Genomic DNA, 23,191 nt, shown 5'->3' on the forward strand with positions numbered 1-23,191 from the left:
ACTTACAGTTGGTTGATATGGAACGCATCAAAGCGCGTTATCGCAAGCTCGTTTTCTTCACCTGGTTCCTGACGCTGGACCTGATCATGTTTGGCGCCTTCGTGCGCCTGACGGACTCCGGCCTGGGTTGCCCGGATTGGCCCGGCTGCTACGGCAGCGTCACGCCCTTGGGCGCGCAGGGCGACATCCATCAGGCGTCGCAGGCCATGCCCTTCGGACCCGTCACGATGTCCAAGGCCTGGATCGAAATGATCCATCGCTACGTCGGCACCATCCTGGGCATGCTCATCATTGGCATCGTCTACATGGCATGGCGCTATCGCCGCGAACTGGGCCGCTCGCCCGCGCTGGCCGTGACGACGCTGGTCGCCGTGTGCGTGCAAGGCGCCTTCGGCGCGTGGACCGTCACGCACAAGCTCATGCCCGCCGTGGTGACGGCCCACCTGGTGTTCGGGCTGTCGGTACTGGCGCTGATGACGTGGCTATCGGCCCGCGAACGTCCGCACCTGGCCATTGCAGCAACCGCTGCGCGTTGGAAGCCCTGGGTAGCGGTGGGCTTTGGCCTGCTGCTGGTGCAGGTGACGCTAGGCGGCTGGGTCAGCACCAACTACGCCGCGCTGGCCTGCATGGACTTTCCCATGTGCCACGGCCAGTGGGTGCCCGACATGGACTTCCACGGCGGCTATTCGGTGATTCGTGGCCTGGGTGAATTGCCATCGGGCGAAATGATCTCCCAGCCCGCGCTGACCGCCATCCACTGGGTGCATCGCAATTTCGCGTTCGTCGTGTTCCTGTACCTGGGCACGCTGGCCTGGCGGTTGCGGGCCGAACCGGGCCTGCGCGGCCCCGCCACGCTGATGCTGGCCTTGCTGGTCGCGCAATTGTTCACCGGCCTGACGACCATCTTCTTTCAGTGGCCGCTCTTGATTGCGGTGTTGCACAATGGGGGCGCCGCCGGCCTGACCTTGGCCGCCGTGGTGCTGATGGTGCGTTTATCCACGGCGGGAAGCGTGCCGACCGGGGGCTATGGCCCCAATTCGGTGCGCGTTTAAAATAGGGTCCACTATGACCAGTCTTGCCGCTCCTCAACCCGGATTGCTCCGCCAATACCTCGTACTCACCAAGCCGCGCGTCACGCAGTTGGCGGTGTTTTGCGCGGTCATCGGTATGTTTCTCGCTGTACCGGGCGTACCCGATATGCGCCGCGTGCTGTTTGGCACCATCGGCATCTGGCTGCTGGCCGCAGCCGCCTTCGCCATCAACTGCCTGATCGAACAGGAAGTGGATGCGCGCATGCTGCGCACGGCGCGGCGCGCCACCGCCCGGGGCACCATTTCCGCGTTCCAGGTGCTGAGCCTGTCGGGCCTGTTGGGCGGCGCGGGCATGTTCGTGCTGTACACGCTGGTGAACCCGCTGACCATGTGGCTGACCTTCGCCACGTTTGTGGGTTACGCCGTCATCTATACCGTCATCCTCAAGCCGCGCACGCCGCAGAACATCGTGATTGGCGGCTTGTCGGGCGCCATGCCGCCGGCGCTGGGCTGGGCCGCCGTGGCGGATTCCGTGCCTGCCGAGGCCTGGGTGCTGGTGCTGATCATCTTCATCTGGACCCCGCCGCACTTCTGGGCGCTGGCGCTGTACCGCAACCATGACTACGCCAAGGCCGGCCTGCCCATGCTGCCGGTCACGCATGGCAACCAATTCACGCGCTTGCACATCCTGCTCTACAGCGTGGCGCTGGTGGCCACGACGCTCTTGCCCTACGCCATCCGCATGAGCGGCGTGCTCTATCTGTTGTCGGCACTGGTGCTGGGCGGCATGTTCGTGTCCTATGCCTGGCGCCTGTACCGCGTCTATAGCGACGAACTGGCGCGCAGCATGTTCCGCTTTTCCATTCTCTACCTGGCGCTGCTGTTCGGCGCCCTGCTGGTGGACCACTGGGTCGGCCTGCTGCGCTGACCCCTGGAGATTGTTTGATGTCTTTGTTTTCCGCGAGCCGCCGGCAGGGTCTGCGCTTTGCCGCCGCTGCCGCCATCACTGTCCTTAGCGCCACCCTTGCCGCCTGCGGCGACAGCGCGCCCAAGTTCAAGGGCAGCGACATCAGCGGCACCCAGTTGGGCCGTGGCCTGGAGCTGACCGACACCAATGGCAAGACCCGCCAGTTGTCCGACTTTGCCGGCAAGGTTGTCGTGGTGTTCTTTGGTTTCACGCAATGCCCGGACGTGTGTCCCACGTCCCTGGCTGAACTGACCGAAGTCATGAAGAAGCTGGGTCCGGACGCCGACCGCGTGCAGGTCTTGCTGATCACCGTGGACCCCGAGCGCGATACGCAGGAAGTGTTGAAGCAGTATGTGACGGCATTCGACCCGCGCTTTCTGGGCCTGACCGGCACGCCGGACCAGATCAAGAAGGCTGCCGCGTCATTCAAGGCGTATTACGCCAAGGCGCCCACCAAGGACGGCAACTACACGATGGACCACACCGCCGCGTTCTACCTGCTGGATGGCAAGGGCGAATCGCGCGTGCTGGCCAACAACACGCTGGGTGTGGACGCGCTCACGCACGACATCCAGGCGCTGCTTAAAGACTAGCGGGCTAGTGCGTAAGAAGGATCAGCGGGTTTGCGAACCCGCCGCAGCCCAGCCGGCCAACGCCGCCTGGGCTTTTTCATTCAGCTCGGCCACGGCAATGTCGTGCCGGTGCGTGATGATCATCAGGGCATAGGGCGTGGCCAGCGCCGCGGCTTCAGGGCACAGGCGCGACTCGTCGCCAACGGACGGGGAGACGTTGCGCCAGTAATTGATGGCCTGTTCGAGCTGGGGCAGGGAAATGGAATCCATGCGCGTATTGTCCACGAATGGGCATGGCTGTCCACCGACGTGCCCGGCGCCTGCAACCCCTGCAAAGAAGCGTCACCATCGCAACATGCCGAAACCGCGTGCGGGTGCTATACCGATGCCGGTTAGTTACGATGGAGCATCGTCATGAATACATCCACCCGAATCCAGCACTCGCGCAGCGGCTTGCACCCCTTGGTTGCGGCTGCCGCCATCGCCGTCATTGTCATGTGCGCCGTGGGCGTGGCCGCGGTGATGGGCTGGTTGCCGTCGCCGTCGGCCAATCCGCATGCCGACACCCCGGTGGCGGAAGCTGGCCCTGAAGACGCCAATCTGGCTCCTGCGCCTGCACAAGCACAAGCGCAGCCGTCCGCGCCGCAGGCGCAGCAAGCCCGCCCGGCCTCGGCGCCGCGAGCATCCGCTCCGGCACCCGCCAAGCAGGCATGCCAAAGCTGCGGGGTAGTGGAAACCATCCGGCAGGTGCAGGTGCCGGTGAAGGACAACAGTGACCACCTGGTCGGCACCATCGGTGGCGGCGTGGTCGGCGGCGTCGTGGGTAATCAATTTGGCGGAGGCAGCGGCAAGACGGCGCTGACCGTGCTGGGCGCGGTGGGCGGTGCTTTGGCAGGCCGTGAAGTTGAGCGTAATATCAGACAGCAACAAACGGTGACGCACTATGAGCTGACGGTCCGCATGAGCGACGGCAGTGCGCGCCAGTTCCGCAGCGCGCAGCCGTTCGCCTTTGCTTCGGGCGATCACGTGCGCGTGGAAAACAACCAGCTGCTGCCGGGCTAACCCGCGCGGCCGGCGGCAATCAGTCCATGGGGAGACCTGGCATGAGCGACCAATTCACGAACCCGTTTGTCCTTCCCGGCATGGGACAGAATTCCGACCTGTCGGGCAACCCCTTGCTGGCCAGCATGGAAATGATGCGCCAGGCATGGGCCGGCCTGACCGGCCCGGGCGGCCTGGCCAGCAGCCTGCCGATGGCGCCTCCCATGAATCTTGAAGACCTGGACCGCCGTATCGCCGAGTTGCGTTCGGTGGAAAACTGGCTGCGCATGAACCTGTCCATGCTGTCGTCCACCATCCAGGGCATGGAAGTGCAGCGTTCCACCATCAGCACCCTGCGTGCGTTTGTGGACAGCGCGGCCAGCATGGACATGAACGCCGTGCGCGACAGCGGCGCGGCGTCGCCGCTGGAAGTGGTGCTAGGGCTGAAACCCGCACCGACATCCGCTGCCAAACCGGCAGCACCGGACAGCGCACGCGACACCAAGCCGCAAGGTCCTTCCGCTGGCGCGGCGTCGGAATCGGATGCCGCTAACGCATCGGCCGCATCGGCCTCCGAATCGGCCGGCCCTGGCATGACCGAGCAAATGGGCGCCGCCGCGCAGTCGGCGTCGAAGGCGTGGTGGGACCTGCTGCAGCAGCAGTTCAACCAGATTGCAGCCGCCACCGCCGCGTCCATGCCGACCAACCCCGCCGAGTCGGGCGCGTCCGCCACGCCCAAATCCAAGGATTCCAAACCGGCCGCCAAGACCGAAGCCAAGGCTTCCAAGCCCGCCGCGCGCAAGCCCGCGGCCAAGTCCACTTCGAAGACGGCAGCCAAGTCCGCGCCTCGGGCGTCCAAGAACAACGGGCCTGCCGACGGCAAGCCCTGAACTCCTTTCAATCGACCCGCATCAGCCGCAAGGCCGTTTGCGCCGTCTCTCAACCTATCAGAACTTATGCTTAATGTAGTGATCCTCGCCGCCGGACTGGGCAAACGCATGCAGTCCGACCTTCCCAAAGTCTTGCACACGCTGGCCGGCAAACCCATGCTGGCACATGTGCTGGACAGCGCGCGCCAGTTGAAGCCCGCGCGCATCATCGTTGTGGTGGGCCACGGCGCGGATCGCGTCAAACAGGCTTTTGCAGGCCAGGCGGATCTGCACTTCGTGTTGCAGCAGCCGCAACAAGGCACGGGCCACGCGGTGCAGCAAGCCGTGCCGGTGCTGCTGGAAGGCGATGGCAAGGACGACGTTACGCTGGTGCTGTACGGCGACGTGCCGCTGGTACAGCCCGACACGCTGCAACGCCTGCTGGAAGCGCGAGGCCAGGGCGCCGCCGTGCTGACCGAAGTGCTGGACGATTCCACCGGCTATGGCCGCATCGTGCGTGATGACAAGGGCAACGTGTGCCGCATCGTCGAACACAAAGATGCGTCGGAAGCCGAACACGCCATCAAGGAAGTGAACACCGGCATTCTGACTGCGCCGACGGCCAAGCTGAAAGATTGGCTGAGCCGTATCGACAACAAGAACGCGCAAGGCGAGTACTACCTGACCGACGTGGTCGGCCTGGCCGTGGTCGACAAGGTGCCGGTGGGCGCGGCGCAACCCGGCGCGGGTTGGGAAACGCTGGGCGTGAACAGCCGCGTGCAGCAAGCCGAGCTGGAACGCCGCTTTCAGGGCGAGCACGCCCGTCGCCAACTTGAAGCCGGCGTGACGCTGGCCGACCCCGCCCGCTTTGATGTGCGCGGCACGCTCACTTGCGGGCGCGACGTATTCATTGACGTGGGCTGCGTGTTCGAAGGCAAGGTCACGCTGGCTGACGGCGTGCGCGTGGGTCCGCACTGCGTGCTGCGCGACGTGACCGTGGGCGCGGGCACGCAGATCGAGGCATTCAGCCATTTGCAGCAAGCCGAAGTGGGCCAGGATGCACGCGTGGGCCCGTATGCCCGCCTGCGTCCGGGCGCTGAATTGGGCGACCGCAGCCACGTCGGCAACTTCGTCGAAATAAAGAAGAGCGTGCTGGGCGCCGACAGCAAGGCCAACCACCTGGCCTACATCGGCGACGCCGACATTGGCCAGCGCGTGAACGTGGGCGCGGGCACCATCACCTGCAACTACGACGGCGTGAACAAGCACCGCACCGTCATCGAAGACGACGCCTTCATCGGTTCGGATACGCAGTTGGTGGCGCCGGTGCGCGTGGGCCGGGGGGCAACCCTGGGCGCGGGCACCACCCTGACCCGCGACGCGCCGGCCGACAAGCTGACGGTGTCGCGCGCCAAGCAGATCACCGTTGAGGGTTGGCAGCGTCCCGCGAAGAAGTCGTGATGGCGGAGAACGACGCCGGCAAGGCCGCCCTGCCTGACGGCCTGCCCGCGCCGCGCCGTTACTGGGCGGCTGCCACGGTCATGACAGGCATCAGCCTGTCGGTGCTGGACACCACCATCGCCAACGTGGCGCTGCCCACGATTTCCGTGGACCTCAACGCCTCGCCCGCCCAGGCAGTGTGGATCGTCAACGCCTACAACCTGGCGGTGGTGATGACGCTGCTGCCCTTGTCGGCGCTGGCCGAGCGCATCGGCTTTCGCCGCATGTTCACCTTCGGCCTGATCCTGTTCACTCTGGCATCGCTGGGCTGTGCGCTGGCCGGCACCTTGTGGCAGTTGACCGCCGCGCGCGTTTTCCAGGGCGTGGGCGCCGCCACGCTGATGTGCATGTTCGGCGGCCTGGTGCGCAATATCTATCCGCTGCACATGCTGGGCCGGGGCATCAGCATCAACGCCACCACGGTGGCCGTGATGTCGGTGCTGGGGCCCACCATCGGCTCCGCCATTCTGTCGGTGGCGCCGTGGCCCTGGATCTTCGCCGTCAACCTGCCCATCTGCGTGCTGGCCATGTTCGGCCTGCGCCATCTGCCCGAAGTGCCGCGCAACGATGTGAAGCTGGACTGGGTCAGCGTGCTGCTCTGCATGGCGACGCTGGGCGTGTTCATTTCCGGCGTCGACATGATGGGCCAGGACCTGCTGCGTGGTATCGGCCTGGTGGCCATTGCGTCGGTGGCGGGCTGGGTGCTGGTGCGCCGCGCCAGCAAGCAGCCGGCGCCCTTGGTGCCGGTGGACCTGCTGCGCATCCGCCCGCTGGCGTTCGCGGTGGGCGCGTCCGCCTGTACCTTCGCCGCGCAGATGGCGTCGTATGTGGCCCTGCCGTTCTACTTCCAGCAGGTGCTGGGCCGGCCGTACCTGGAAGTGGGCTTGCTGATGGGCGCCTGGCCCGTGGGCACGGCGCTTATCGCCCCGCTGGCTGGCCGCCTGTCCGACCGCTATTCCGCCGCCACCCTAAGCGGCGTGGGGGCGGCAACCATGGTGGCCGGCATGCTCTGGCTGACCCTGCTGCCGGCCTCGGTGTCGAATTGGCCCATCGTGGCCGGCATGTTCGTGGCGGGCGTGGGCTTTGGCTTCTTTCAGACGCCGAATAACCGCGCCATGCTATCGGCCGCGCCCCGCGCGCGTAGCGGGGCGGCGGGCGGCCTGCAAGCCACCACCCGCGTGTTCGGGCAAAGCTTCGGCACCGCGCTGGTGGCCATCGCGTTCAGCATCAGCCTGGCGCACGGGCCGGGACTGGCGCTGGTGCTGGGCACGATATGCGCGGCCTTGGCGGTGGTGGTGAATACCGTCCGATTCAACAAATTACGCGTCTAGGGGCCGCAGCGCCCCTGGCCCCCGGCCGCTTCTATAATGGCGGCCGGCGCCTGGTTCCTTTTGCCAGGCGCGCAAGATTCCCTATTTTGAAGGCGTGCAGGCATGAAAATCACGGTCGTGGGTACCGGTTACGTGGGGTTGGTGTCGGGAGCGTGTCTGGCCGACATGGGCAACGACGTCATGTGTCTGGACGTGGACGCCGCAAAGATTGCCCTGTTGCGCCAAGGCGGCATCCCGATCTATGAGCCCGGCCTGGAAGACCTGGTCCGCCGCAACGTGCAGGCGGGCCGCCTGCATTTCACGGACGACGTGGCGCAAAGCGTGGCCTTTGGCGACGTGCAATTCATTGCCGTGGGCACGCCGCCCGGCGAAGACGGGTCCGCCGATTTGAAGTACGTGCTGGCCGCCGCGCAGAACATCGCGCGCCACATGACGTCCCGCAAACTGATCGTGGACAAGTCCACCGTGCCGGTCGGCACCGCCGACAAGGTGCGCGCCGTGGTGCAGAAGGAACTGGCCGCGCGCGGCGTGGACATCCCGTTCAGCGTGGCGTCCAACCCCGAATTCCTGAAGGAAGGCGCGGCCATCAATGACTTCATGAGCCCGGACCGCGTTGTCGTGGGCGCCGACGACGACTACACCGTCGGCGTGATGCGCCGTATCTACGAACCTTTCCAGCGCACCCACGACCGCCTGATGGTGATGGACGTGCGCTCGGCCGAGCTGACCAAGTACGCCGCCAACGCCATGCTGGCCACGCGCATCTCGTTCATGAATGAAATGGCGAACCTGGCTGAAGCGCTGGGTGCCGACATTGAACAGGTGCGCCGTGGCATCGGCGCGGACCCGCGCATCGGCTACCACTTCCTGTACCCGGGCGCGGGCTACGGCGGCTCGTGCTTTCCCAAGGACGTGCAGGCGCTGGTGAACACCGCCGCCGAAAATTCGCTGCCCATGCGCGTCATCGAAGCGGCCGAGGCTGCCAACCACGCTCAGAAATTCCGCTTGTCCGAAAAGCTTGTCGCGCGCTACGGCAACGATTTGCGCGGCCGCAAGATTGCGCTGTGGGGCCTGTCGTTCAAGCCGAACACCGACGACATGCGCGAAGCCCCCAGCCTGACGGTCATCGCCGAACTGACGCGCCGTGGCGCCGATGTGCGCGCCTACGACCCCGTGGCCATGCACGAGGCGGCCCGCGTGCTGGTCGGCCAGCCCGGCATCAGCTTCGCCACCGACATGTATGACGCGCTGGACGGCGCCGACGCGCTGTTGATCGCCACCGAATGGAAAGTCTTCCGCGCGCCCGACTTCGACCGCGTGAAGGCCCTGCTGAAAACCCCCGTCATCATCGATGGCCGCAACCTGTACACGCCGGCCGACGTACGCGCCCTGGGCTTCGAGTATTCCGGCATCGGACGCGCATGAAGATCCTGCAACTGAACTTCGAGAAGGGCTGGCGCGGCGGCGAACGGCAGACGCTGTATTGCATGCGCGCCTTCCGCAAAGCGGGCCACGACGTCGAGGTGATGTGCCGGGAAGGCGCGCCGCTGGCCGAGCGCGCGCGCCAGGAAGGGTTTGTTGCCCACACCTGCCGCAACGTGCCGGGGCAATTGGCTTTTTTGGCGGGGGCGGGCCGCTACGACATCATCCACGCGCAAACGGCCAACACCATCACCTGGGCCGTGCTGACCAAATGGCTGCATCGTCGCCCCGTCGTGTTCTCGCGCCGCACCTCGTTTGTAGTGAAGCCTGGCGACGAATGGAAGACCGGTTTCAAGTGGCGCCATGCCAACCTGTTCGTGGCCATCAGCGAGATGGCCGCCGGTGAGCCGCGCCGCCTGGGCATTGAACCCGTCATCATCCGCAGCGCGGTGGAGCCCCACGCCATCGACGCTGAAAACGTCGCCAAGCTGGTGCAGGAATTCGACCTGGCCGGCAAGAAGGTCATGGCCACGTCCGCCGCGCTGATCCGCGACAAAGACCCCGTGACCCTGGTGCGCGCCGTGGGCGAACTGGCCAAGACGCGGCGCGATTTCATCTTCCTGCACTTTGGCGCGGGCGGTGACCGTGAGCAGCAAGCCAAGGACGAAGCGCGCCGCCTGGGTATCGAAGACGTCTACCGCTTCGCGGGCTTTCGCAAAGGCGTCGAAGACTTCTACAGCATCCTTGACGTATTTGTGATGAGTTCAGAAGAAGAAGCGCTGGGCAGCAGCGTGCTGGACGCTTTCTTGCAGCATGTGCCCGTGGTCTCCACCGACGCGGGCGGCCTGAAGGAAAGCCTGGCCGATGGCCGAGGCGTGCTGGTGGCCGTGGGCGACCATCAAGCCATGGCAGCCGGCATGGCCCGCTGCCTGGACGACGCGGCATTCCGTAAAGACGTCACCGATCGCGCGTATGAATACGTGAAGAACGAACACGACGTGCAGAAGATGGGGAACCGGTATCTGGCGCAGTTCGAGCGGCTGCTGGGGCGGGCTTAGGCAAGGGCGCGGTCTTTTAGCGCCTGTGGGTTAAGCCGACGGAGGGAGTCTGGCTGGGTGTTCCAGCTGAGACCATTGCGTCAAACGCGCCTTGGCCCATTGCGTAGCCCAGTCAAAATCCGGCAAATGATGCGTACGAATCCGCTCCCAAGCCAGACGCTGCGAATGCCGCTGCGCCATGTGCGACAGCGCGGTATCTATCCCTTCCAGCTTGGCGTTTAGCAACGTCGCCAGCGCTTTTTCAGGGACGGCGCCCGCTGGCCCTTCTGTTTGAAGGATCACCCAATCGAACAAGTCGCGTGCGGTAAGCGCCCATCCACGGAAGAATAGTTTCTTGGCTAGGACTTCCGCGGGAGACTCCATCGGAAAGCTCGTTTCGTCGGCAGGCGGATTCCACGTGTTTGTCGAGGCGGGAAGCAGGGGGGCGGCGACGACAAAGTCGATTTCGCCTTCGGCAAAACGCAATTTCACGTGCGCGTTGTCTTCGTTGTATCCGGCAAGCTCGCTTTCAAACATATCGTTCAGGCGTGGCGAAATGTAGGGAAGCCAAGCGGGCGAATCAACGAAAAGATCGACGTCGTCGCTGATTCGATGGTCTAGCGCCAGCATCAGGCGTGTGCCGCCGCCCAATACGGGCTTAAACGATTCGCCCCCATGATGGCGGGCGTCGTCAACGAGCCTTTGCGCACGCGCTTCAAGTGTTCTCCACGGGCCGGCCTCGCGATGCTTTTGGATATCGGCAAGCGTGGTCTTGGTCACAGGACCCCCTCGAGCGCTTGCTCCCATTGTTCTACCCGGGGTAGTCCGAATTGCTCGCGAGCCCGTTGATAGAGTGCGTGCGCCTCTTCTAGCCGGACGCCAGCTTCAAAGCTGGCCCTGCCAATAAATTCGGGTTCGAGTTCAATGAACATGTTGGCCAGGAGTTCTTGTACAAGTTCGTCGCCCGAGGCCGAGGAGAGATCGCCGCCGCGCAATGCGGCAGCAACGTCGCTGGGTTCCACCACGCGCCCGTATGGGGCGTTGAGGTGAGTCGCGATCATCTCAAGGTACTTGGTGGAATGCGTATACACGGAATGCTCCTGTGCGGGGCGTTTTGGCGCCTGTCGCCGAGTCGTTTCGTATTATCCACTGGCCAGCCGCCCTTTTGTGCCATTCCCAATTCACCCCCGCACATCAATCCTGGTTTCGAACTTGGCGCGGTGCACCGAAAAGAATGTGCGCACGTTGCGCACGTTGGCCTGGGCGGTGAACGCGCGGTGCACCAGGGCGTGGTAGGCGGGCATGTCTTTTACCTGGGCGATCACCACGAAATCCGGTCCTGGCGACACGCGGTAGCACTGCAGCACCGCCGGTTCGGTCAGCATGCTTTGTTCGAACGCATCCAGGCTCTCGGCCGCTTGCACGTCCAGCGTGATCTCGACGATCGCCGTCAAGGTGCTGCCCAGTTTTTCAGCGGCAAGTATCGCGACCTGCCTTTCGATGACCCCTTCGTCCACCAGGCGCCGAACGCGGCGCAGGCAGGTGGGGGGCGACGCATGCACGCGTGCCGCCAGATCCTGGTTGGTCAGCGAGTTGTCGGCTTGCAGCTGCTCGAGGATGCGCAGATCCAAATCGTCCAGTTCAGGCGGGGAAATCGACGTGTTGTGCATGATTAATTCAAAAATGACGATTTGAAGAAAGATTATTTAATCACAAATCTGTAAGTGAATTAACTTTCAAATTCGTCAACATTAAGAAATCATATTTCTTTCCGCCTCGCGCACAATGCGTCGGTACACGAACTTAAGCGGAGTCTTCCTATGTGCGGCATTGTTGGCGCCGTCGCCCAGCGCGACATCACCCCTATCCTGGTTGAAGGTCTGAAGCGGCTGGAATATCGCGGCTACGACTCTTGCGGCGTCGCCGTGTACGCCGACGGCAATCTGCGCCGTACGCGCAGCACGCAGCGCGTGGCCGAGTTGGCGGACCAGGTGGCCCAGGACAAGGTCCAGGGTTTCACGGGCATCGCCCACACGCGTTGGGCCACCCACGGCGTGCCCGCCACGCACAACGCCCACCCGCATTTTTCGCACCTGGGCAACGACGAACCGCGCATCGCGCTGGTGCACAACGGCATCATCGAAAACCACGACGAACTGCGCGCTGAGCTGCAGGCCGTGGGTTACGTCTTTGAAAGCCAGACCGACACCGAAGTCATCGCGCACCTGGTGAACCACCTGTACGCGGGCGACCTGTTCGAAGCGGTGCAGAACGCCGTGCGCCGCCTGCATGGCGCGTACGCCATTGCCGTGTTCTGCCGCGACGAGCCGCATCGCGTGGTGGGCGCTCGCCAAGGTTCGCCGCTGGTGGTGGGCGTGGGTCAGAACGAGAACTTCCTGGCGTCCGACGCGCTGGCGCTGGCCGGCACGACCGATCAGATCATCTACCTGGAAGACGGCGACGTCGTCGACCTGCAGCTCTCGCGCGTGTGGATCGTGGACGCCAACGGCAAGAACGTGGACCGTGAAGTGCACACCGTGCACGTGCACACGGGTGCCGCCGAACTCGGCCCGTATCGCCACTACATGCAAAAGGAAATCTTCGAGCAGCCGCGCGCCGTTGGCGACACGCTGCAAGACATCGAATCGATTTCGCCCGAGCTGTTCGGCGACGAGGCCTACAAGATCTTCAAGGACATCGATTCGCTGTTGATCCTGGCGTGCGGCACGAGCTACTACGCCGGCCTGACCGCCAAGTACTGGATTGAATCGCTTGCGAAGATTCCGGTGGCCGTTGAAATCGCCAGCGAATACCGCTACCGCGACAGCGTGCCCAACCCGCGTTCGCTGGTCGTCACGATCTCGCAGTCCGGCGAAACCGCCGACACGCTGGCGGCGCTGAAGCACGCGCGTTCGCTGGGCATGGACAAGACGCTGACCATCTGCAACGTGTCCACCAGCGCCATGGTGCGCGAGTGCAAGCTGTCGTACATCACGCGCGCCGGCGTTGAAATCGGCGTGGCGTCCACCAAGGCCTTCACCACGCAGTTGACCGCGCTGTTCCTGCTGACGCTGGCGTTGGCGCAAGTGCGCGGCCACCTCAACGACGAGCAGGAAGCCGAGCACCTGAAGGCGCTGCGCCACCTGCCCGTGGCCATTGGTTCGGTGCTGGCGCTGGAGCCGCAGATCATGGCCTGGGCCGACCGCTTCGCGTCCAAGGAAAACGCCCTGTTCCTGGGCCGTGGCATGCACTACCCGATCGCACTGGAAGGCGCGCTGAAGCTGAAGGAAATCAGCTACATCCACGCCGAAGCCTACCCGGCCGGCGAACTCAAGCACGGCCCGCTGGCGCTGGTGACGGAGCACATGCCCGTCGTGACCATCGCGCCCAAGGACGAGCTGCTGGAAAAGCTGAAGTCCAACATGCAGGAAGTGCGCGCGCGCGGCGGCGAGCTTTATGTGTTCGCCGATGCCGACAGCAAGATCCAAAGCGCCGAAGGCATGCACGTGATCCGCATGCCGGAAAACTACGGCAAGCTGTCGCCGATTCTGCACACGATCCCGCTGCAACTGCTGTCGTATCACACGGCCTGCGCACGGGGTACGGATGTGGACAAGCCGCGGAATCTGGCGAAGAGCGTGACGGTGGAGTGAGGGAAAGGGGGCTAACGCCTGACTGACGCTAAGCAACGTAAAATGTCAGGCTTCCAGCCTCTACCTGCTTCTCTTATGAATCTTGAACGACTACGTCGCGAATTTCCCGACTTCGACATAACCACCCTGCCGCCCCTTCCCGAAGGGTATTTCGACACGTCGAGCTATATCGATGCGGCTCCTTCATTCGAGAACAAGGAGCGCGGTTTGAAGGTGTATGTCGACTACGCCAACTATGCCGACCGCGAATCGGGCAGGAGCCAGCGCTTCTGTGTTTCGCGCTACGACGAGGAAGCTGGCGACTTCGAGGACGTCGCCCTGTCGACTAACGATTGGGCCGAAGTCACGCGCTTCCTGACCGCCTGAACGGCCTCGTCAGGGGCGATCGGTTTCCGTCCCGATCGTCGGATGATTGATCCCGCGCTCCGCGCAGCGGCAAGGTCGGCTAGCGGTCCGCCAGCGCCCACGCCGCCGCGGACTCAATCGATGGTCGCGCCGGACTGCGCCACGATCGGCGCCCATTTTTCGCGCGCGCTACGGATCTGCTGGCCGAACTCGGATGGCGTGGACGTCAAGGGCGTTGCGCCGATATTCAGGATCTTCGCTGTCGTGGCCGGCTCCTGCGAGATTTCGGTGATCGTCTTGGACAGGATCGCAAGCGTCTGCGTGGGCAGGCCTTTGGGCGCCGCCACGCCGAACCACACCTCGACGTCATAACCTGGCACGCCGGCCTCGGCCATGGTCGGCACGTCCGGCAGCAAGGGCGAGCGCCTGGCGCTGGTTACGGCCAGGGCGCGCAGGCCGCCGGCCTTCACCTGCGGCAAGGAACCCGGCAGGTTGTCGAACATCAACTGGATCTGGTTGGCCAGCAGATCAACCATCGCCGGGCCGCTGCCCTTGTAGGGGACGTGCGTGAACGACGTGCCGGTCATTGCCTGGAACAGTTCACCCGAAAGATGGTTGGTTGTGCCGTTGCCGGCCGAGCCCATGTTCAGGCTTGCGGGCTTGCCCTTGGCATAGGCGACCAGTTCCTCCACGCTCTTGGTCTGGACCTTGGGATTGACGACCAGGATGTTGGGTACGCTGGCGAACAGCGCGATGGGGGTGAAGTCCTTGTCCGGGTCGAATGGCAGCCGCTTGTAGAGGGAAGGGTTGATGCCCAAGGTGCCTTCGGTGGCGAACAGCAGCGTGTACCCATCGGCGGGCGCCTTGGCGACGAGGTCCGTGCCGATGTTGCCGCCGGCGCCGGGTCGGTTGTCCGCCACGACTTGCTGGCCAAGTTTCTCCGAAAGGCGCGCGGCCAACACCCGGCCCAGGTTGTCGGTGCTGCCTCCCACGGCGAATGGGATGATCAGGCGAATCGGCTTCGTCGGGTAGTTATCCGCGGCCGCGATGGATGAAAATGCCAGCGCCGAGGCGGCGGCAAGCGTGATGGCAAGCTTCATGAGGGAACCCCTTGTGTCGTTGTGTATTAGGAATGGAGGCGTAGGGATACGCCTTAGTGCAGCGGCGCCGAAGCCAGTGCCGCTATCTCTTGCTTGAGCGTGGCGCGCGCGGCGGCGACGGAAGCGCGGCGCGCCGCCGCCAGCGTCCTGGCCGCCTCCAGGGCGTCACGCAGTTCGGCAATACGTTGGGCCGACAGGATCGGCGCGGGGCCGCCGTGGGCCGAACGGGCCTGCACGCTGGCCAGCGGATCCAGGCATCGCTGCACCGATGCCGCGTCCAGGCGGATGTCGCGTCCGGTCTGTTGCGAGGCGGCGGCGTTGACCATTTCCGCCGTGATCTCGTCAGCCGCCAGGTCGGCATCAATGGCCTGGCGCACCACCGCGCCCACCACATGATGGGCCTCGCGAAACGACAGACCCGACTCGCGCACCAGGGCGTCGGCCAGGTCGGTCGCGGTCGAGAAATCGGTTCTGGCCTTGCGCAGCATGGTTTGTTCGACAGGTTCCGCGGCATCCAATACCAGGCGGAACAGCGTCAGGCAGCGGATACACTCGTCGGCGCTTTCCCAGAAGCTGCGCATGCTCTCCCTGTTGCCGTCGCCGCTATGCGTGAAGTGGGTGCCTTTCACCGCCGTCATCGAGCCGGTGAACAGCGCGATCAGGTGGCTGGTCTTGCCTTTCAAATACTCGACCACCACGGGGTTCTTCTTCTGCGGCATGATGCTTGACGTCCCCGCGACGCGATCGGGAAAGTGGATGAGCCCGAACTCGGGGGTGGCCCATACGTAGAAGTCCTGGGCAATCCTTCCCCAGGTCAAGGACGCGATGGTCATGGCCGACATCAGTTCCCAGGCGAAATCCCGCGACGCCACGGCGTCGAGCGAATTGGCCACGCAATGGCCAAAGCCCAGGAGTCGCGCGGTGTCGTCGCGCCGGATGGGGAAGGTCGTGCCCGCAAGCGCGCCAGCGCCTAGCGGACAGGCATCAATGTGAGCCAGCGCCTGCTCGATGCGGGCGGCATCGCGGGCAATGGCGTCCGCGGCCGCGATCAGGTAATGGCCGTAAGTGATCGGCTGCGCCGATTGCAGATGCGTGTAGCCCGGCATGACCACACCGGCGTACTGCTGCGCGCGGGATATCGCCACTTCCCGAACGTTGTTCAGCGCGTCGAGCACGTCTAGACCGGCATCGCGCGCCCGCAACCTGTCGTGGGTGGCAAGGATGTCATTGCGGCTGCGCGCCACGTGCAGACGGCCCCCTGCCTCCGCGCCCGCAAGGCGCATCAACTGCGCTTCGTAGTTGAAATAGGCGTCTTCACGCTGCGGGTCCAGCGGCACCGCCGCGGGGCCATCCCGTTCCATTTGCTGCAGCGCCTGCGCCAGGCCAATCGCCGATTCCCGAGGCATCAGGCCAGCGTGCGCCAGCATGAGCAAGTGCGCCTGGTTGATGTCGGAAAGATAGACGAAGCCGCTGTTGAACTCGCGGTTCAAGCGCGGCAGGTAGATGTGGTCGCAGACTTCCTGGGCGGTGGCTTGCTGCAAGCGGCGACTGACCTTCGATTCCATGCTTTTTCTGCTCCTTTTGCGCGCGCTGACTGCTCGCTGAGATTGGAATGAAGTATGGAAATCGAACATCATTACGTCAAATGACAGTATTCCGCCTGTGCATGCAATTTTGATATGCTGTGTCTCCCAGGCAGGAGAACCCACGGATGAAGTTCAAGCACATCGAGACCTTTCGCGTTGTGATGCTGACGCGATCCATGACGCTGGCGGCCAGTCAGCTCCACACGTCTCAATCGAACGTCAGCCGCGTCATCGGCCAACTGGAAAGCGCAACGGGATTTCGTCTTTTCGAACGTCGTGCGGGCGGCCTCGTTCCCACCCCTGAAGCCGAGGCGTTCTACCAGGAAGTGCAACGCGCGTTTCTCGGCATGGATGCGCTGTCCGACGCGGCCCGCCTGATCCGCCAGGTCGGGCCCGGTACGTTGCGCATCGGCGCGGTGCCGTCGATTGCCATGTGTGTCATGCCCAAGGTCATGCGGACGTTCCGCCAACGCTACCCGGACGTGCCGGTGTCGATACACACAGGCGACTCACCGATGGTCGCGAAGTGGACCGCGACGCGCTACTGCGACGTGGGCCTGGTGTCCTATCTTGCCGACACGCCAGGCGTTACCGCGAGCCTCTGGGCACAGGAAGAGGGAGTGTGCATCGTGCCGAGCGGGCACCGCCTGTCGCGCAGGCGCAAGGTCAATGCCCGCGACCTGGATGGAGAGCCCTTTGTGTCATTGACGCAGGGCGACGGCACCCGGGCGGCGATCGATGCCGCTTTTGAGCCGGATCGCCGCAAGCTCATCCTGGACACGCCCTACGCAGCGACTATCTGCCGCATGGTGGCGATGGGGTTGGGCGTGAGCGTGATCAATCCCCTGGTGATGCGACATTTGAAGATTCCGGGCGTGGTCAGCCTGCCCTTTGCACCGACGGTTGTATTCTCCCGCCACATCCTGGCGGCGCAACAGCAGGCCACGTCGAACTTGACCGCCGCATTCCTAGACTGTCTTCGCGGCGAGTAAGGTTGCCCGGGGCCTGCTTCGTGGATTCAAGTCGCTTTGCCCGTCACCAGGGGCCAGAAGGTGGCGAGATGTCTGCATCAAGCGGTCAAATCACCCCGACACGGCTGGTGCCTCCTTGGGTCACGATTTGCACCCGCTGCCCCACTGAGATGGGCACATCGGCCTCCTGGGCGATGACGCGTACTTCGCCGTTGTCCAGTTGCACCGTTATTTCCAGCCCCGCGCGGCGCGCTGAGGCATTCTCGATGGCGTTGCCGGCTGCCGCGCCTCCGATCAAGCCTCCGACCGTGGTCAAGCGTCTGCCGGATCCACCGCCGATTGCGTTACCGGCCACCGCGCCCAGCGCGCCGCCCGCAATCAATCCCGCGCCGGAACTGCCGGACGACTGGATGGTGATGCCTCGTACGGCGACCACGGTGCCCAACACAACAGTCTGAGCGCGTTGGGCCTGGTCGAAGGTGTAGACGCGCGACGATGCGCTTTGCTGGGCGCAGCCTCCCAGGGCCATCGCCGCCGCGCCGACTAGCAGCGCGAATCGCAGGCGTCGACCGCGCGTCAGATTAATGCATAGGTTCATGATCAGTCCTCGAAAGATACGGAATTGAGACGAGTGTGCGGAAGGGGCTCAGGGCGTCTTGCCTGGGGCCGGCGTCGACGCAGGTGCCGGTGGCGCCGCGCTGTCTGGGAGGGTGGGCGCACGGTGCAGCCGTCCTTGCGCGTCGATCACGCCGATTGGGCGTCCGTTGAAGAACAGCGCGCGGTAAGGCGTCCAGCGCACGGGTTTGCCGTCCACGGCGTCGTAGCCCGATGCTTCAAAATCGTATTCCCAGCCCGCAATCTGCTGGCCATCCGCGTCCGCCACCGAGGTTTGCTTGAGCGACGCCGCATAGCCCGCATCCCGGTAGCTGATATACCGCGTGGGTGGCAGGCTGTCGCGCAGCACGGACAGGTATTGATATAGGTCTTCCTCGCTGGGCGGTGTGCCGTAGCGGGCTTGGTCGCCACGGTCAGTGGGCTGGTTGACGCATCCGGCAAGCATGCCGAACGCGCAGGCAAGCGCAAATCGTTTCATGAACAGTCCTCCTCAAGAACAAAAGGCCATCCCGGCTAACAAGGCCGCCGGAACGCCAGTCACCGCCAACCACGACGTAGCGGTCGCGCGAGTGCGCAGGGATGTGCGGTCGCCACCTGGCGGCTCACATCGAAAACAGAAAAGGAATCATCACGACGCTGACGCATAAGGTCACCAGCATCAGCGGCGTACCCACCTTCAAATAGTCGACAAATCGGAAGCCGCCGGCCACGCTGACCAGCGCGTTGGCGGGCGTGGAGACGGGTGACATGAACGCCGCCGAACAGGCGATCGCAACCGCCATGACATAGGGATGGGGCTCGGCATGAATGGCTTCGGCCAAGCTGATCGCGACCGGTCCCATCAACACCGCCGTGGCCGTCCCCGAGATCACCGTGCCGAGCGCGATCGTTGCGCCGAACAGCAGAGCGATCTGGCCGTGCGCGCCCCAGGTCTGAGACAAGCGCAGCAGGTTCTCGGCGGCCAGATCAACCCCGCCGGTGTGGTCCAGCGCAATCGCGAACGGCAGCATGCCGATGATGAGGATGAGCGCGCGCCAGTTGATGGACCGATAGGCAATGTCCAGTGTGATGCAGCCGAATAGCCCCATCAACAGACAGCCGATCAGGCCGGCAATGACGATAGGCACCCAGCCGGTGAGCATCAGCGCAATCGTAAGCACCATGACCAGTACAGCAGCGGGCGCACGTCCCGGCACGGCCACCACCGCATCGGTTTCCACTGGCAGCGCAAGGCTCACGAGATCATGCTCGACAGACTGCAACGCGAAAATTCCCTTCCACGGCCCGACCACCAACGCCGTGTCGCCCGCGCGCAGGGCAAGTGTGTGTACAGGGGCCTGCGATTGTCCATGGCGCCACACGCCGACCACGAACAGCCCATGTCGGCGCAGCAGCGCTGACTTGCGGGCCGAGGCGCCCACCAGGCGAGAGTCCGGCGGGATGATCACCTCGACCATGCCCACGTCGCGCGATTGGTCAGAGAAATAGTCGCCAGTCATGGGCAAGATGCGCAGTTCGTGGCGCTGGCAATATTCGCCGATCGGAAATGCCTCGTCGTCGATGTCCAGGAGCAAGACATCCTCGGCCTCCAGCAGGGCGTCATCGGTGGCCTCGAGCACCGCGCGGCCGAACCGGGCGCTACGTTCGATTGCGACCACGCATGCCCGCGCGCCCAGTTCCTCGTGGCAGACCTCAAGCCGCATGCCTACCAAGTCGGAGCGGGGATCTACGTGCAAGCGGTAGGCGCGTTTGCGCAAGGTATATTTCTCGACCCAGCCCGACAGACTTGGGCGCCGCGAATGCGAGCTGCGCGTAGGCTCCGTGGGCAGAAAGCGCCGCGCCACCAATAGATACGGGATCGCCACGGCAAGCACCGCCAGGCCGATCGGCGTGAAAGCGAAGAAGCCGAAACCCGTGTGCCCAGCGTAGACCAGCGCACTGTTGAGCACCAGATTCGGCGTGGTTGCCACCAGCGTCATCATGCCGCTGATGGCCGCCGCCGCGCCCATCGGGAACAGCACCTGGCGGCTCGATACCGCGGTCTGTTGCGCGATCCGCAGGATGATAGGGATGAAGATGGCGACCACTGCCGTCGAACTCATCACCGATCCCATCGTCGCCACGGCGCCCATGATGAGTACGATGAGCCGCTGCTCGCGTGTTCCCCCCTTGTGCAGCAGCCAATCGCCCACGGCCTGGGCCACGCCGGTGCGCACCAGCCCCTCACCGATCACGAACAGGCAGGCGATCAGGATCAGGTTGGGGTTGGCGAAGCCTGCGATCGCCTCTCGATAGCTGATCGTTCCGCTCAACGGCAGCACCACGATCACCATCAGCGCGACCGCGTCCGCACGGGGCCGGCCGATCAGGAAGAGCACGATCGCCACGCCGAGCAGCGCAAGAACGAGAGCGAGATCGGGCGTCATGGTGAAGGCCCCCAGGCTCAGGGCGCGATGGCGCCGGCAGTGAGTGTCCAAACGCCATAGACGCAGCCGGCCAGCACCGCCGCGAACACCGGCCATTCGCGGGCGGAGAACACGGCGCCAGCCTGCTCTCGCCGCACGCGCAAGAACAGCAGCGTGCCAGGCGCGTACACCAGCGTCGACAAGGCGAAGTATTGCAGCCCACCCGCATACATCATGCCGACGGCGTAGATGCAGGCAATGCCGCCCAGCGCGATCTCATAGCCGCTGCGCCGGCTCCAGCGCGGGCGGGTCTGCCTGTCGCGCCAGGCGGTCAGCAGCCCAAAGCCGGCCACGAACAGGTATGGCATCAGGCTCATCGAACTGGCCATGTGTTTGATGAGCACGAAGGTGTCGTCGGTGAACAAGGTCACGATGAGGAACACCTGCACGAATCCGTTGCTTAACCAGAGTGCCGCGGCCGGCACGCCATGGCGGTTCTGACGGCCCAGGATGGCCGGCATCGTGTCGGCCTTGGCGGCCGCGTGCAACACCTCGGCGGCCAGCAGGACCCACGACAGGTAGGCCCCACCAACCGAGATCATGAGGCCGATGCTTACCATCACACTGCCCCATGGCCCCACCACTTCACGCAGCACGCCCGCCATCGATGGGTTGCGCAGCGCCGCCAGTTCAGCGCGCGGCAAGATGCCATAGGAAAGCAGCGTCACCGCCACCAGCAATGTCAATACCAACAGAAAGCCGATGATGGTGGCGGCGGCCACATCTTCGCGCCGCCGCGCGTAGCGCGAATAGACGCTGGCCCCTTCCACGCCCAGAAAGACGAACACCGTCACCAACATCGTGCCCCGGACCTGTTCGAGCAAGCTGCCGCCCACCGACGCACCCTCTTGGATGTTGGCGAGCAGCACGTCGGTATCCAGCGCGACCGCCACACACGCGACGAAGATCAGGATCGGCACGATCTTGGCGATGGTGACCGCCAGGTTCATGCCGGCAGCCTGACGAATGCCGCGCAGGATGGCGAAGTGCACGCTCCAGAGCAACAGCGACGACACGAATACCGCGGCGACGGTGTCGCCGTCGCCGAACCCTGGAACCACCGCGCCTAGCGTGGCCTTGAAGACGACGAAGTAGCTGACATTGCCCAGGCACGCCGCCGTCCAATAGCCCAGCGCCGCCAGGAAGCCGATATAGCGGCCAAAACCGGCCTTGGCGTAGGCGAAGATGCCGGCGTCAAGATCGGGGCGCCGGCGTGCCAGGTACTGGAACACCAGCGCGAGCGTCAGCATGCCAGTGCCGGAGATGGCCCAGGCGAGCAGCCCCCCCACCGGCCCCGTATAGCGCGCGAACAGGGCCGGCAGCGAAAAGATGCCGGCGCCGACCATGGAGCCGACCACCATGGCGACCAGCGCCAGCCGTGAGAGTTTTGCCGTCTCGTTGCTCATCCCATGCTCCCCCTGCGGCGTCAGATGACCGGGTGTGTCAGACCGGGTCGCGGATAATCGGGCACGTCATGCAATGCCCGCCGCCCCGGCCGCGTCCAAGCTCGGCGCCCACGATGGACACGACTTCGATGCCGGCTTTGCGCAGCAGCGTGTTGGTGTAGACGTTGCGGTCATAGGCCATCACGACGCCGGGCGACAGGCAAACGAGGTTGGCGCCGCTGTCCCACTGCGTGCGTTCACGCACGTAGGCATTGCCGCCCGTCTGCACCACCCGCATTTTCTTCACGCCCAGCGCCTCGCCGATCACCTCCACCAGCGAGCCCTTGTCCTTGTGCAGTTCAAGCGTGCCGGGTTTGCTGCCGGGCCGATACGAAAAGGCCTGAATCTTGTCGACGATGTCGGGATACATCAGCAGGCAATCCCGATCGGCGAAGGTCAGCACCGTGTCCAGGTGCATCGCGGCCCGCAGCTTGGGCATGGCGGCGACGATCACCCGGTCGGCGGCGTCCTGTTCGAACAATGCCGCGGCGAGCTGGCTGATTGCCTGGCGCGAGGTCCGCTCGCTCATGCCGATCAGCACGGTGCGGTTGCCGATCGGCATCACGTCGCCACCCTCCAGCGTGGACAGCCCATGGTCGTGCACCGGGTCACCCCACCACACGTTGACGCGGCCGGCAAAGTCGGGATGGAAGCGATAGATGGCGGTCGTGAGGATGGTTTCCTCATGACGCGCAGGCCAATACAGGGGGTTGAGCGTGACCCCGCCATAGATCCAGCATGTGGTGTCACGCGTGTAGAGCGTGTTGGGCAATGGCGGCAGCAGGTATTCGGTGACGCCGGCCGCCTCTTTGATGAGCGCCAGCTGTTCACCGCCAATGTCTTCGGGAAACTCTTCGGTGGAAAGCCCCCCGATAAGCGTCTCGGCCAGCTTGCGCGGCGGCAGGGATTCCAGATAGCCGCGTATCTCGTCCAGCAGGCCCAAGCCAAGCTGATTGGCCACGATCTGGTTGTCGAGAATCCATGTGCGCGCTTCGGGCAACGCCACCGTCTCGGCAAGTAGATTGTGCATCTCCACGACATCGACGCCACGGTCGCGCATCTTGTTCATGAAATCGAAGTGATCGCGTTTGGCGTTATCGACCCACAGCACATCGTCAAACAGCAGCGCGTCGCAGTTTGACGGCGTCAGCCGCTCATGCGCGCGGCCTGGTGCGCAAACCATGACTTTACGCAGCACGCCGACTTCAGAGTGCACGCCAAATTGTTGATTTTCCGACATG

General features: G+C 64.4%; 23 protein-coding genes. 12 read left to right on the forward strand and 11 right to left on the reverse strand.

Annotated features, from left to right (window positions below):
- The first annotated feature begins 17 nt into the window (after positions 1-17).
- The 3 genes from ELS24_RS01115 to ELS24_RS01125 are packed head-to-tail and all read left to right on the forward strand — an operon-like array spanning position 18 to position 2,591.
- Positions 18-1,052, forward strand: a complete 1,035-nt coding sequence (locus ELS24_RS01115) for a COX15/CtaA family protein (RefSeq protein ID WP_127183157.1) — start codon at positions 18-20, stop codon at positions 1,050-1,052.
- A 13-nt stretch (positions 1,053-1,065) separates the two neighbouring features.
- Positions 1,066-1,959, forward strand: a complete 894-nt coding sequence (cyoE, locus tag ELS24_RS01120) for a heme o synthase (protein WP_050448180.1) — start codon at positions 1,066-1,068, stop codon at positions 1,957-1,959.
- A gap of 17 nt (positions 1,960-1,976) precedes the next feature.
- Positions 1,977-2,591, forward strand: a complete 615-nt coding sequence (locus ELS24_RS01125) for an SCO family protein (RefSeq protein ID WP_050448179.1) — start codon at positions 1,977-1,979, stop codon at positions 2,589-2,591.
- Between the two features lie 21 nt (positions 2,592-2,612).
- On the opposite strand, the gene ELS24_RS01130 is transcribed toward ELS24_RS01125, so the two are convergent.
- The gene (locus ELS24_RS01130) at positions 2,613-2,840 is read right to left on the reverse strand and encodes a DUF3717 domain-containing protein (RefSeq protein ID WP_050448178.1); all 228 of its coding nucleotides are present in this window, start codon (positions 2,838-2,840) and stop codon (positions 2,613-2,615) included.
- A 144-nt stretch (positions 2,841-2,984) separates the two neighbouring features.
- Between ELS24_RS01130 and ELS24_RS01135 the strand changes: the two genes are divergently transcribed.
- The 6 genes from ELS24_RS01135 to ELS24_RS01160 all read left to right on the forward strand — a co-directional run bounded on the left by ELS24_RS01135 (position 2,985) and on the right by ELS24_RS01160 (position 9,791).
- The gene (locus tag ELS24_RS01135) at positions 2,985-3,632 is read left to right on the forward strand and encodes a glycine zipper 2TM domain-containing protein (RefSeq protein ID WP_127183158.1); all 648 of its coding nucleotides are present in this window, start codon (positions 2,985-2,987) and stop codon (positions 3,630-3,632) included.
- Positions 3,633-3,673: 41 nt separating this feature from the next.
- Entirely contained in the window at positions 3,674-4,501 is an 828-nt protein-coding gene (locus ELS24_RS01140; protein ID WP_127183159.1) for a PhaM family polyhydroxyalkanoate granule multifunctional regulatory protein, read from the forward strand.
- Positions 4,502-4,567: 66 nt separating this feature from the next.
- Positions 4,568-5,941, forward strand: coding sequence for a bifunctional UDP-N-acetylglucosamine diphosphorylase/glucosamine-1-phosphate N-acetyltransferase GlmU (glmU, locus tag ELS24_RS01145; protein WP_127183160.1), 1,374 nt, complete (start codon positions 4,568-4,570; stop codon positions 5,939-5,941).
- Positions 5,941-7,311, forward strand: a complete 1,371-nt coding sequence (locus ELS24_RS01150; RefSeq protein ID WP_050448174.1) for an MFS transporter — start codon at positions 5,941-5,943, stop codon at positions 7,309-7,311. The genes glmU and ELS24_RS01150 overlap by 1 nt, the downstream gene beginning before the upstream one ends.
- A gap of 102 nt (positions 7,312-7,413) precedes the next feature.
- Positions 7,414-8,736, forward strand: a complete 1,323-nt coding sequence (locus ELS24_RS01155; RefSeq protein WP_127183161.1) for a UDP-glucose dehydrogenase family protein — start codon at positions 7,414-7,416, stop codon at positions 8,734-8,736.
- Positions 8,733-9,791, forward strand: coding sequence for a glycosyltransferase family 4 protein (locus ELS24_RS01160; protein ID WP_127183162.1), 1,059 nt, complete (start codon positions 8,733-8,735; stop codon positions 9,789-9,791). The genes ELS24_RS01155 and ELS24_RS01160 overlap by 4 nt, the downstream gene beginning before the upstream one ends.
- A 30-nt stretch (positions 9,792-9,821) precedes the next feature.
- Here ELS24_RS01160 and ELS24_RS01165 read toward each other — a convergent pair whose 3' ends face one another.
- From ELS24_RS01165 to ELS24_RS01175, 3 genes are all read right to left on the reverse strand, one after another.
- A complete protein-coding gene (locus ELS24_RS01165; protein WP_240669414.1) occupies positions 9,822-10,550 on the reverse strand; it encodes a nucleotidyl transferase AbiEii/AbiGii toxin family protein in 729 nt (242 codons plus the stop codon).
- A complete protein-coding gene (locus ELS24_RS01170) occupies positions 10,547-10,861 on the reverse strand; it encodes a hypothetical protein (RefSeq protein WP_127183164.1) in 315 nt (104 codons plus the stop codon). The genes ELS24_RS01165 and ELS24_RS01170 overlap by 4 nt, the downstream gene beginning before the upstream one ends.
- 90 nt (positions 10,862-10,951) lie before the next feature.
- Positions 10,952-11,440 (reverse strand): Lrp/AsnC family transcriptional regulator, encoded by a 489-nt coding sequence (locus ELS24_RS01175; protein WP_050448169.1) that lies wholly within the window; start codon positions 11,438-11,440, stop codon positions 10,952-10,954.
- 150 nt (positions 11,441-11,590) lie between these two features.
- Between ELS24_RS01175 and glmS the strand changes: the two genes are divergently transcribed.
- Positions 11,591-13,423: a glutamine--fructose-6-phosphate transaminase (isomerizing) gene (glmS, locus tag ELS24_RS01180; RefSeq protein ID WP_050448168.1), complete on the forward strand. Its 1,833-nt coding sequence runs from the start codon at positions 11,591-11,593 to the stop codon at positions 13,421-13,423.
- A gap of 75 nt (positions 13,424-13,498) precedes the next feature.
- Entirely contained in the window at positions 13,499-13,789 is a 291-nt protein-coding gene (locus tag ELS24_RS01185) for a hypothetical protein (protein WP_050448157.1), read from the forward strand.
- Between the two features lie 113 nt (positions 13,790-13,902).
- On the opposite strand, the gene ELS24_RS01190 is transcribed toward ELS24_RS01185, so the two are convergent.
- Entirely contained in the window at positions 13,903-14,868 is a 966-nt protein-coding gene (locus ELS24_RS01190) for a Bug family tripartite tricarboxylate transporter substrate binding protein (RefSeq protein ID WP_050448156.1), read from the reverse strand.
- A 53-nt stretch (positions 14,869-14,921) separates the two neighbouring features.
- The gene (gene argH, locus ELS24_RS01195; RefSeq protein WP_127183165.1) at positions 14,922-16,433 is read right to left on the reverse strand and encodes an argininosuccinate lyase; all 1,512 of its coding nucleotides are present in this window, start codon (positions 16,431-16,433) and stop codon (positions 14,922-14,924) included.
- A gap of 146 nt (positions 16,434-16,579) precedes the next feature.
- Between argH and ELS24_RS01200 the strand changes: the two genes are divergently transcribed.
- Entirely contained in the window at positions 16,580-17,446 is an 867-nt protein-coding gene (locus tag ELS24_RS01200) for a LysR family transcriptional regulator (RefSeq protein WP_050448154.1), read from the forward strand.
- Positions 17,447-17,531: 85 nt separating this feature from the next.
- On the opposite strand, the gene ELS24_RS01205 is transcribed toward ELS24_RS01200, so the two are convergent.
- The 5 genes from ELS24_RS01205 to arcA form a co-directional block, all read right to left on the reverse strand.
- Entirely contained in the window at positions 17,532-18,023 is a 492-nt protein-coding gene (locus ELS24_RS01205; RefSeq protein WP_050448153.1) for a hypothetical protein, read from the reverse strand.
- A 48-nt stretch (positions 18,024-18,071) separates the two neighbouring features.
- The gene (locus ELS24_RS01210; RefSeq protein ID WP_127183166.1) at positions 18,072-18,518 is read right to left on the reverse strand and encodes a hypothetical protein; all 447 of its coding nucleotides are present in this window, start codon (positions 18,516-18,518) and stop codon (positions 18,072-18,074) included.
- 124 nt (positions 18,519-18,642) lie between these two features.
- Positions 18,643-20,466 carry an SLC13 family permease gene (locus tag ELS24_RS01215; protein ID WP_127183167.1) on the reverse strand — a complete coding sequence of 608 codons (1,824 nt, stop codon included), beginning with the start codon at positions 20,464-20,466 and terminating at the stop codon, positions 18,643-18,645.
- A 17-nt stretch (positions 20,467-20,483) separates the two neighbouring features.
- Entirely contained in the window at positions 20,484-21,911 is a 1,428-nt protein-coding gene (locus ELS24_RS01220) for a basic amino acid/polyamine antiporter (protein ID WP_127183168.1), read from the reverse strand.
- 37 nt (positions 21,912-21,948) lie between these two features.
- Positions 21,949-23,190 carry an arginine deiminase gene (gene arcA / locus ELS24_RS01225; RefSeq protein WP_050448149.1) on the reverse strand — a complete coding sequence of 414 codons (1,242 nt, stop codon included), beginning with the start codon at positions 23,188-23,190 and terminating at the stop codon, positions 21,949-21,951.
- Between the last annotated feature and the right edge of the window lies 1 nt (position 23,191).

It is taken from the genome of Achromobacter spanius (genome assembly GCF_003994415.1).
Lineage (GTDB): Bacteria > Pseudomonadota > Gammaproteobacteria > Burkholderiales > Burkholderiaceae_B > Achromobacter > Achromobacter spanius_C.